The following is an 11242-nucleotide window of genomic DNA, read 5'->3' on the forward strand; positions in this document are numbered from 1 at the left end:
TAAGGTTGGTTCAGGCACTTCTGAGCTTTTCATGTTGCGGGCGATCTGTAGCGCGATTTTTTGCTGTGCGAGGAGTGATCCACCTTTCCAGATGTCGCATGCCTTGATCCTCGCTTGCCTATGGACCGCCAGCCAGCTCTCGACTTGAGCGATGGATGCTCACTGTCACGCGCCACGCACCTGGCAGGCCTACGCCGGCCACGGTTAGGCCGCCCTCCCCGCAATTGAGGCGGACATCGCATCGATCCCGCTGCAGCGGAAGAGTTATGCCAATGAGGTAGAAGCCCGCGAGCAGGCACAAGCAGAGTGAAATCGCACCCAGCGCGGCGCGGCGAAATTCAGCTACACGCTGGCGCTGGGGCGCGCGGATCTGTATCCGGAACAGAAGCTGGGTGTGTCTGGCTTTAAGCTCGACATCGACAACACCGACTGGCTAATCGAGCAATTGGTCCACAGCATTAAAGCCTCCTACGGCTTCACCACAACGCTGGAGCTGGAGACTCTGATTGGCGCGTAAGCTGCATCATCCAGGAGCGGCAAGATCGGCCCTATTCTAAACATCCATGCACGTGTTGGCGTCTAACAATCAGCGATGCAACTTGTGCAGATCTGTATCGCCGTCCGCTTGTAATAAATGTGTTTACTTCATAGCCTCGTTCTTCCGGGTTGGGGAGAGTCCGCCTGGAGACTTTACTGGGGAAACGCAAGTGGCAGTGCATCAGGGTGAAGTAACTAAGCCAGTGCAATCAGGTTTCTGCGGTGCCGGCAGGAGCCGGCGAGACGCGTTCGGTCTCGGATGGACGGCTACTGACATTGCAGTGATATCAAACAGGGAATTCCGATGCGGCCATAAGCCGCACCTGGGACAAAAACAGGAACATTACGCAATGGCTATCGACTCAACCCGCCGCCGCCTGTCTTCACTGGTAGCGTTTATTTCGGCAATCTTCTTCTGGATAGCATTAGGTTTCGAGCCAGCCACCGCGGCGCCAGCTCCGTACACCTATTGCCATGTCTTGAGTTGTTTCGATTCGTTGGAAGAGGCCGAGGCTCACCTGCGGTCAAGTCCTGGCGACCCAGCCTATGCCGTCCTACAGCCAGCGTACAGATACACAAAGTATGACGGGACTCTAGTCATCGCTTACGCGGCTCCCAATCAGCCCCCCGAGATCCTTGGCGATATTGAATATTGGGCTGGAAGGGCACTCTCCCCAGAGTACGCCTGCACGCCCGCAAACGGCATTTGGTCACATTGGAACTGCGCTGACGAGGGAGAACTCATAAGCCTACTGACTGCCGACATATCCAAAGATAACGGAAATTTCGGGTGCTACGCGACCAACTTTAGCGTAAGCGGCAGCTACGTCAGTCCATTCGCAGATATCACTGCCTTGGGCGGCACGAGGGAAGAGGGATTTATCGACTACACCGGAGATGCAGGGGGGAAGACGCTTTTCTATGATTATACCTGCCCAAACATCAGTGAAAGGCGAGATGTCGCCCTAGCAAAGTACCAGCACTACAAATGCGGCCCGGGATTTAAGCCTGACATTGGAATGAATGACGAACAAGAGCTGAGCAACTGGCCACAAAAGACCTTTTGCAAAAGTGACTTACACGCCACGATTGAAACGCGGCTTCTACAGGTCGCGTCTTGTCCTGCGAACAACAACCCCTGCTACCCCGCCACTGGCGAGAAAATAAGAACTGAGCTTTCATATGAGTTCGCCGGCCGCACATTCAACATAACCTATCGTTCACATGGCGATTACCAGAGCTTCTGGCTCCCACGCGGCTGGATACACTCCTATGAAGAGCAAATAGTCTCGTTCAATGGCCAACCCAATGTATTCGCCTACCTTGATCAGACGGGAAACTACGACTACTTTGAGTTCTACCACAGCTCGTCGACCACGGCACAGGCCAAAAATTCACCGGGCAAGATCCTCGTTAGGAATGCGACTCAGCCGTGGCTTGGCTTCACCCTTAAAAGTGCAAATGGCGATATTAAGTCATTCTCGGGGGGCGGCAAACTACTTGGAATAACCAATGCCGAGAAGCCAGAGAACAACGTGGTCGTCACTTACGACACATCCGGTGGATCACAGTCAACCAAGGTGAGCCGGGTTGTCGATGCGAAGGGTCGAGCTCTGGAGTTCACCCACATCGGGACAGCCTTGACGAAGATCACGACGCCCGACGGAAAACAAATCGAGTTAGACCGAGGCCCCAGTGGAAACTTAGAAAGCATCACTTTTGATGGCGCCACCAAGAGTTATCAGTATGAACCCGGCACTATTCTACTGAACCGGATAGATGACGAATCTGGAAGCACGCATGGGCGCTTTGCCTATGACGACAAAGGCAGGGTTATCCAAAGCGCCTTACTCGACAGCAATGGAAACTTCGTTGAGAAAACAACGCTGGAGTATACGGGTGACACGACAGTCACCGTTGTCACTGACGGCAAAGGAACTAGATACTTTTCATTCGAGCCGGGTCTGTTTAGAAAATTGCTGTCGGTGGAAGATGCGCAAGGAACCGTCACAAACCAGTACAACGGGAACACACTGAAAGCGCGGATCGGGCACAATGGAGTGATCACTAACTACACGAGCGCTTCGGGACTAACGACATCAGTGAAAGAGGCGGTTGGCACGCCCTTTGAACGGATTACTGAGAATTACTACAATTTCACGACACTCAAGAAGGAGCGCACCGCGACTAGCATAAAGTCAGGGACATCGTCCGTTGCGCTCAGCTATGCTAAGTACGCGTATGACGCCTTCGGCGCACTGATGTCAGCTTGTTCAATTGATGTTTTAACACCTAGCGCATACTCCTACGCTTGCGGAAGCAGTGAGAACGCGCCGCTTGGAGTATCTCAAACAGTCTATGCGCGATGCACCGCGGCAGACGTGAGTAACGGATTGTGTCCTTTCGCGGGGCAGATATTGAGAGCAAATGGCCCTCGGACAGATGTGGCGGATACAACCACCTACGACTATTACTCCGCCGACGACGCAACTTGCGCCACCTCGCCCCCGACCTGCCCGCACCGCAAAGGCGATCTGTGGAAAGTCACCAGCGCACTGAGTCAAATTACCGAAATTCTGAAATACGATGGTGCCGGCCGGGTGCTGTCGGTGAAGGATCCCAATAACGTCATTACCGACTTCGAGTACCACCCGCGTGGCTGGCTAACCGCTCGCCAGACCCGCGGCACGGATGATGCGTCGGAAGCTGACGACCAGATCACCCGTATCGAGTACTGGCCCACAGGGCTGGTGAAGAAGGTCATCCAGCCGGACGGCGCGTTCACGGCGTACGCCTATGACGCCGCGCATCGGCTGACCGATATCACCGACAACGCCGGCAATCAGATCCACTATGTGCTGGACAATGCCGGCAATCGCCTCAAGGAAGACACCAAGGATTCCAGCGGCAGCCTCAAGCGAACGCTGTCGAGGGTCTACAACCAGTTGGGGCAGTTGGCGACCCAGGCCGATGCGCAGGCCAATCCCACCGACTTCACCTACGATGCCAATGGCAACACCGACACCATCACCGATGCTCTCGGCCACGTCACGGACAACGACTACGACCCACTGAACCGCCTTGCCCGGACGCTGCAGGACGTGGGCGGAATCGCCGCAGAAACCGGGTTCCAATACGACGCTCTGGATCGATTGACCAAGGTTACCGACCCCAAAGGCCTGGACACCAGCTATAGCTACAATGGCCTGGGCGGCTTGGCCCAGTTGCAAAGCCGAGATACTGGTACTACCAGCTACACTTATGACCGCAACGGCAACCGCAAGACCCAGCTCGATGCGCGCGGCGTCACCACGCAGTACGACTACGACGCCCTCAACCGGCTGATCAACGTCGCGTATCCGGATGCCGCGTTGAGCATCACCTACACCTACGACACCGTGCCGGCGGTGTGCGCAGTAGGCGAAAGCTTTGCCATCGGCCGCCTCAGCACCATGACCGACGGCAGCGGCGCCACCCATTACTGCTACGACCGCTTCGGCAACCTGGCCCGTAAAGTGCAGACGACCAACGGCGTCTCCTTCGTACTGCGCTACAGCTACACCCTGGCCGGTCAGCTACAAACCATGACGTATCCGGACGGCACCACCGTGGACTACGTCCGCGACGCGCAAGGTCGAACAACAGAAGTCGGCGTCACCCGCACCGGCCACCCACGCGACGTACTGCTGCACCAAGCCAGCTATCACCCCTTTGGTCCCGTCGCCAGTTGGAGCTACGGCAACGGCCGGCAGATGCTGCGTTCGCTGGATCAGGACTACCGCCCATTAGCGGTGCAAGACACAAGTACCGGCGGCCTGTCACTGAACTTCGGCTTCGATCCCGTCGGCAACCTGACCGAGCTGACCAGTGGCTCGCCGGCGCTCAGCTTCATCTACGACCCGCTGGGTCGCTTGACCGAAAGCCGCGATGGGCCCACTCAGGTTGCTATCGACACGTACCACTACGACAAGACCGGCAACCGCACGGCACACATCGCCGCCACCGGCACCACCGCCTACGGCTATCCCACCACCAGCCATCGCCTGACCGACGTCGGCGGCGTAATGCGTGGCTACGACGCAGCCGGCAACACCCTCAACATCGGCGTCTCCAAAGAGTTCGTTTACAACGATGCCAACCGCATGAGCCAGGTGAAGCAAAGCAGTACAGTGGCGATGAACTACGCCTACAACGGCTGCGGCGAACAGGTCCGCAAACACCTCGGCACGAGCAACACCTACACCCTGTACGACGAAGCCGGCCACTGGCTGGGCGATTACGACGACACCGGCACTCCGCTCCAGCAAGCCCTTTGGATGGACGATCTGCCAGTCGGCCTGCTCGCCAACGGCAACCTGTTGCATTACATCGAACCCGACCACCTCGGGACCCCGCGTGTGGTCATCGAAGTGAACCGCAATGTACCGGTGTGGGCCTGGGATGTGAAAGGTGAGGCTTTCGGCAACACCGCGCCGAATCAGGATCCGGATGGAGACGCCAACGCGTTCGTATTCAATATGCGGTTCCCGGGACAGCGATTTGATCCTGTAAGCGGCCTTGAGCAAAACGGGTATCGAGATTACGAAGCACTCACTGGTCGGTACTCTCAATCTGACCCAATTGGGTTGCAAGGAGGTATCAGCAGCTATGCCTATGGGGGGAGCCAACCCACCATGATGATAGACCCACTGGGGTTGCAGTCATCGCTTGCTGCGGGAGGTGGGTTAGCCGAAGCTTCAGGCGCCGCCGTCGGTGCTTACAACCCCAATGCCCCAGGCCAGGACTTTGGTCCAAAGATCGGTGGTGATGACGTAAGTGCCTTTATAGACGTGTCGGCGACTCTGATGTTTATGATGAGCCCGGCAGGCGCAACGGGTTTGCTTAGCTCCATTGCACTTCCACGAAGAGAAATGACCAAGCTGGAAGAGCGGCATTATGATAGGCACTGCGCGGGAAGCGAAGACCCATGTGGTGACCTGAAGAAAGCGACAATGGCGGCAATTGCACAGGCTCGAGTAAAAATGAATGAGATGCTGATAGACAAAGGCAAGATGTTTGCAACACCGCGCTGGGGAACGCATGGCGACGGGCTACGCGGTCGTCTAGCAAATATCGCCGCGATGATCTCTCTTGGCCAGAAGTTGGGTTGCGACATGAGTGCGGAGATCGCCGCCGCCACTGGACTGTTCTTGCCGGGAGCCCCGCAATGAAGATCAGAATAGACTTTTCAGTCTCCACTTCAGGCGGTGATGCGATCGGTCACATCGAGGGCGGGGTCGATTTTGTCGTTGAGCCGGTCATTGGCGACACGGTTTCATTAATGTTCTCCCCCGCTGGTGTAGGCATTCCCAAGGGACATGAACTGGGCGGACAACTGAAGGTTGAGGAAAGGGTTTTTAGTCCCGGCCAGAAAGAATATCCGCTTACGCTCATGCTCAGCGACATGGTTACGGAAACCAGGAAGGAAGCCATGGATATTTTGGCTTATATGGAGTCGGAATTCGGACTGCACGCCAACTTCTATGATGACTAGAGGCGAATTGAGTAGACGCGCTCCCCTGGTCATTCACTTTGGTCCTTTCGCCTCCTGACCTGTTGTCGACCTGAGCGCTGTGCATAGGTGCGAAGTAGGAAGCCCCGCAAATGCGGGGCTTCCTACTTCGATTGCAGTTTAGCGAACGAACTGTGGTCCAGCGGCCAACGACAAAAAAAACTGATTGAGGGGCAACTGCACTTACTGGTTATCTCCGTCGTGATCACAGGGAAGCTTCGCGTGTACTTGTGAGATAAGCGTACGTAACAAGGCACGATTTCCAAACGCAGACAGCGGCTTGCGCATGTCCAGTTCAGCATCGATCCTGACGAGAACGGACTTTAGCTCTGCAATGGTGTTGCGGTGACGACGAAGCCACGCACCAAAATCCACGCTCACCGCCAACCAGGCTACAACGCTAAGCGCTCCCATCAAAGTGGTGGCGACCGCCACAACGGGATCGGCAAGCGAACCTACCTGCGCGACGGCTGACGGGATGTTTAGCCACAGGAAAACACTGTAGCCGTCATGATCAGACGTGGTGCCATGGTTAGCTTGGTGCGGAAACTGATAGCGCTCACCAACACTTTGCGAACTTGCGTTAGCTGGCCGGGGCTGATTTCGCATAGTTGGCGAGCCTGACTGCCGACGTTGAGAACGAATGTATTGTCGTGGACGGGGCCAGAGAAATGCTGGCCGATGTTGATCTCGGCCATTTCATCAAGGTGGTGCATCATCAATCCTTGGAAGGGGCATCAAAGATCGGCCCGCGCGTCAGTTCCTTGAGTCGCATTCAATTCTTTTTTGCGCGACCACCGCTTGGGGCGATCGTCAATTTCTATGTTGGCGCTGCCTCCCGCGAAGAAGCTCTAATGAGAGCCGTCCAAGTACTCCGCCACATGGGGATGGTTTTTGTTGATCTCGTTGACGGGAAGGTCATCCAGCTTGACCATGAAAAATGGTGGGACGAATATGTCATGGTCAATTTTCCGGAGCACTATGCCTTCTATCCCTCGCAAGATCAGATCCATAGCATCGTCAATGAGGGGCTAGTCTGTCACGGTCCGTTTGCTGGCTGGGACCGTGAGTAGGTTGGTGCCTAACAATTCATTCAAACCGAACCCGCTTCGCGGGTCGGCTTAATTCAGGCGTTAGACCTAGCGGGGAAATTTATGGCATCCAAAGGTTTGCTCATCGTTCTTGCTGTTCTATGCGGCTTTCTCGGCTATCGGATTCTTCGTCTAGAGTCTGAGATTCACCAACTACAACGCAGCGCTGCAATTGCCGTTCTCTCTGCAGAGATTGCAAATAAAAAGATCGGCGCCTTTGCGCCTTACTTCGGAGAAGACAAAGAGGCTTTTGCCAACGCTTGGATCGATGACACAAACATGCCCGGCGCTGTATTTCCGGATGATGTTCTGGTCCCACTCCAAAACAAGCTTGCTCGCAGGCGGTCGGATTCGTTCTCCCAAAAGCTCAAGGCTGATACCTTCCAGTAGGCTAGGTTCTTACAAATCAATTAGGCCGAACCTGCTTCTCGGGTCGGACTAATTCAAGCGTTAGGCATCAGGGGAAATATCGTGGCCGGTCGTCGAGGGAATTCTCAGAACAGTTGGTGGACTGGTGCTTCTTGGCGCTGGCTTGCTTGTCTTACTTGCGTACGCGGGACAGACCGAGAAAAGGTATCGATGTGACGGAATAATTGAATCCGAAAGCGGGACGGTTAAAGCGACAGTGTTCCTAAAACTGCAGCTGTACGGGCGCTGGATGTTCTGGGCAGATACAAGGGGAGCCGCTTGGTCGGAGATACCTAACGAACAGCTCGAATACTATCCGCGACTCAGTGACGCTGGCGACTTGATCATGACGTCTAGATATGACTCAAAGCACGTCGGCGGGTTTTCGACTCTTAGCCACGCTCTTCAGCTCGGAACACCCTTGGGCGCATTCGCCGGCATGTGCACGCCGATACGGACTGATGACTAACAATTCATTCAAGCCCAAGCCGCTTCGCGGCTTTGCCGCATTCACGCGTTACGCCGCCAAGTGTAATAGGAGAATTCTATGAATAGACTCTCACACGCACTGCTATTGCTGCCCTTTCTCTCTGCTCCGTCTTTCGCTTGCGATTGGCAAGTGTCGACGCAAGTCGATCCCATGACGGACAAAGTGACATGCGTCGTGTCCTCCGCAAGCGCGAAGGTTTCGTTCTATCGCTACGGCTCAGACCGGCCAAATGTGCGGACTGCAAGCGCATATGTACGCTCCGGCGATGGTCTGGAGATTCGCATAGACGAGAATCAGGCAATCCTGATGGGCAACAATGCTTATCAACGCCAGAAGGCGTTAGATGAGCTTCTGCCACAACTTAAGTCGGGTAAGCGGATCCGCACGAGTTTCCGGGATGTCCCCAATCACCAGAGCGGCGATGCGCCAATTTGCAATCTGCAGCAACTGCTGAATGACTGCTCGTGAGGCGGCACAACAACTCAATCAAAAGCACCCGCTTCGCGAGCCGACCTAACGCAGGCGTTAGCGGCTGACGCAGCCTATCTCTGCCCCACCAAGAGCTCGAAGCTTTCTTTATGACCGCCTACACATTCAATCAGAATGAGCTCCTCACACTTGCGATTGCCGCCTATGCCGCGATCATTTCGACGTTCGTTCTGGGCTGGGATGCGTATAAATGGTTAGCTTCTGGCCCGAAAATTGATCTATCTGCGTCGACCGGCATGCAGATCTTCGGTGGTCCTACTGTGGATCCGAAGACGTACATTTCAATTACAGCAATGAACGTTGGTGATCAGCCGACGACGATCACTAACCTGGGCGGCATGTATTTTCAGTCGTGGTGGCGGGCGTACATAACGCGTCGGAAGCCAGAGGTGGCATTCATAGTTTCAGAGCCGTCTCAGGCGCAGCGCATTCCCTATCGATTTGCGGTTGGCGATCAATGGATCGGCTTGGCCGACCAAACCGACGATATCCTTGATAAGGCCAAGAACGGCTACTTGTTTCTGATCCTGTACACCGCGCACGGCGGACGTGGCACGAGGTTTCGATCAAAAGCCAGGCCTTAGCGGACAAGCAACAACAGTGCCGCCAAACAGTTCATTCGAGCCGAAGCTGTTTCGCGGCTCGGCTTTCTTCAGACATTAGACATTCAGATATGGCCAATCCATCGTTCGCAAAGAGTACCTACAAGCTACAGAACACTATTGTTCGGGAGTTGAATAACGCGCACATATTTCTGGAGCAGATCGTTCCGGTGCTGGATGATGCAAAGACCACATACAGCAAAAGCAAATCAAGAAAGGAAAAGCGCTATTACGTGCCCTCTACAAAGAAGGGAAAGTTCGCAAAGCGTACCGATGTCGAGCTAAAGGTCATCTATGATCAGTACCTGAACTCCGGCTTGTACGTGAATCGCCCCGGGTTTTGTAGACATCTCGGGACCATGGAAAATGGTCTAAAGAGAGGTGTCTATGAGTAGCAAGCGATACACGGATGAGTTCAAGATCGAAGCGGTCCGACAAGTCACGGATCGCGGGTTCAAGGTAGCAGAGGTGGCCGAACGGCTAGGCGTTACGACGCATAGCCTGTACGCCTGGGTACGGAAGCTTGGCAAGCCCGGCGTCGTGCATCGTGTTGAGGTGGATCAGAGCGCTGAGGTTCGGCGTCTGAAAGCTGAGTTGCGCCGGGTAACCGAGGAGCGCGACATCCTAAAAAAGGCCGCGGCGTACTTTGCCAAGGGGTAAGGGCAAAGTACGCATTCATGCAGGCGCATTCCCAAGAGTTCCGGTTATGTGCGATGTGCCGGGTGCTGAAGGTAAACCGTGCGGGTTACTACGCATGGCGGAAGTCGGCGCTGAGCGATCGGGCCAAGGAGACCAACGCCTGCTGGGACTGATCAAGCACCAGTGGCTGGCCAGCGGCAGCGTCTATGGGCACCGCAAGGTCGCCAAGGACCTGCGGGATCTGGGCGAGCGTTGCAGTCGCCACCGCGTGCATCGCCTGATGCGTGAAGAGGGCCTGCGTGCTCAGGTGGGCTACGGACGCAAGCCGCGCTTTCCGGGTGGCCCTGCGCATGCGGCAGCCGCCAACTTGCTGGATCGCGCGTTCGACGTCAGCACGCCCGATACCGTTTGGGCGAGCGATTTCACGTTCATCCGGACGCATGAGGGATGGATGTATCTGGCGGTCGTGCTCGACCTGTTCTCGCGGCAAGTCGTCGGTTGGGCGATGCGTGATCAAGCTGATGCCGACATGGTGCTACAGGCCTTGCTGTCTGCGCTGTGGCGGCGCAAACCAAAGCCAGGCGTTTTGGTCCACTCGGACCAGGGCTCGGTCTATACCAGCGATGATTGGCGGAAATTTCTGTCTGCCCACGGGCTGGTATGCAGCATGAGCCGACGCGGCAACTGTCACGATAACGCCCCGGTGGAAAGCTTCTTCGGCTTGCTCAAGCGTGAGCGGGTCAAGCGGCGGGTCTACCCAACAAAGGAGGCGGCAAGAGCTGACATATTCGATTACATCGAGATGTTCTACAACCCGAAACGCCGGCATGGTTCAAATGGCGACGTGTCGCCTGTAGAGTTCGAACGGCGCTACGCGCAACGAGGGTCCTGAGTGTCTACGGAACCCTGGGCGATTCAGGCCCGCATTGCTGCGGGCCTTTTTTGTTGTTCAGGGCGGCTGATTCACCAGCATTTATCGGGAGTCGCGCTGGCGCTGCCGCTTGCGCCGCGCACGCCTTGCTGGTTGATGGTGAGGGTACCGCACAGCGTGTCCTTAGCTTCCTGCGAATGCTTTGGGACCGCTTGCAACGTGAACGCCTTGGCTTGCAACGAACTTGGCACCAGTTCCACGTCGTAGTGCTGGCCGACCTCGGTGTCGCACGCAGCAATCACCGCAGGGGGATCCGAGTCGTAACGCAAATGAGTGGTGTAGTACCGCTCCATGAATTGCGCGCTCTGCTGTAAGCAGGCAGCCGCTGCTGAGCGGCGTGACTTGACGATCTGGTCCTGGTAGGTGGATATCGCAATAGTCGCGAGTATCGCGACTACTGCAATCGTGATCATCAGTTCGATCAATGTGAAACCCGCAGCCGCGCTCTGCGGCGTAAAGCGTCGTGGATACATGCCAATCCCCTGCCCCTGATTCTGGCCCATG

The 11242-nt window shown here is 55.8% G+C and carries 8 protein-coding genes and 1 pseudogene; 7 read left to right on the forward strand and 2 right to left on the reverse strand.

What is annotated here, in order from left to right:
* Window positions 1-887 precede the first annotated feature (887 nt).
* On the forward strand, window positions 888-5747 hold the full coding sequence (locus tag AADW18_RS05455; protein WP_337342348.1) for an RHS repeat-associated core domain-containing protein: 4860 nt from the start codon (window positions 888-890) through the stop codon (window positions 5745-5747).
* Window positions 5744-6070: a hypothetical protein gene (locus tag AADW18_RS05460; protein WP_337342349.1), complete on the forward strand. Its 327-nt coding sequence runs from the start codon at window positions 5744-5746 to the stop codon at window positions 6068-6070. The genes AADW18_RS05455 and AADW18_RS05460 overlap by 4 nt, the downstream gene beginning before the upstream one ends.
* A 201-nt stretch (window positions 6071-6271) precedes the next feature.
* Here AADW18_RS05460 and AADW18_RS05465 read toward each other — a convergent pair whose 3' ends face one another.
* Entirely contained in the window at window positions 6272-6697 is a 426-nt protein-coding gene (locus AADW18_RS05465) for a hypothetical protein (RefSeq protein ID WP_337342350.1), read from the reverse strand.
* Window positions 6698-6699: 2 nt separating this feature from the next.
* On the opposite strand from AADW18_RS05465, the gene AADW18_RS05470 reads away from it, so the two are divergent.
* From AADW18_RS05470 to AADW18_RS05490, 5 genes and pseudogenes are all read left to right on the forward strand, one after another.
* Window positions 6700-7161, forward strand: a complete 462-nt coding sequence (locus tag AADW18_RS05470; protein ID WP_337342351.1) for a hypothetical protein — start codon at window positions 6700-6702, stop codon at window positions 7159-7161.
* 81 nt (window positions 7162-7242) lie between these two features.
* Window positions 7243-7569, forward strand: coding sequence for a hypothetical protein (locus AADW18_RS05475; protein WP_337342352.1), 327 nt, complete (start codon window positions 7243-7245; stop codon window positions 7567-7569).
* A 565-nt stretch (window positions 7570-8134) separates the two neighbouring features.
* The gene (locus tag AADW18_RS05480; RefSeq protein ID WP_337342353.1) at window positions 8135-8545 is read left to right on the forward strand and encodes a hypothetical protein; all 411 of its coding nucleotides are present in this window, start codon (window positions 8135-8137) and stop codon (window positions 8543-8545) included.
* Between the two features lie 110 nt (window positions 8546-8655).
* Window positions 8656-9150, forward strand: a complete 495-nt coding sequence (locus tag AADW18_RS05485; protein WP_337342354.1) for a hypothetical protein — start codon at window positions 8656-8658, stop codon at window positions 9148-9150.
* A gap of 405 nt (window positions 9151-9555) precedes the next feature.
* Window positions 9556-10699 (forward strand): annotated as a pseudogene (locus AADW18_RS05490) (IS3 family transposase).
* A 71-nt stretch (window positions 10700-10770) separates the two neighbouring features.
* Here the strand turns inward: AADW18_RS05490 and AADW18_RS05495 are convergent.
* Window positions 10771-11241 carry a type IV pilin protein gene (locus AADW18_RS05495; protein WP_337342355.1) on the reverse strand — a complete coding sequence of 157 codons (471 nt, stop codon included), beginning with the start codon at window positions 11239-11241 and terminating at the stop codon, window positions 10771-10773.
* Window position 11242: the final 1 nt, after the last annotated feature.

Origin of the sequence: Pseudoxanthomonas sp. CCNWLY206-1, from assembly GCF_039710385.1 — a bacterium.
GTDB lineage: Bacteria > Pseudomonadota > Gammaproteobacteria > Xanthomonadales > Xanthomonadaceae > Pseudoxanthomonas_A.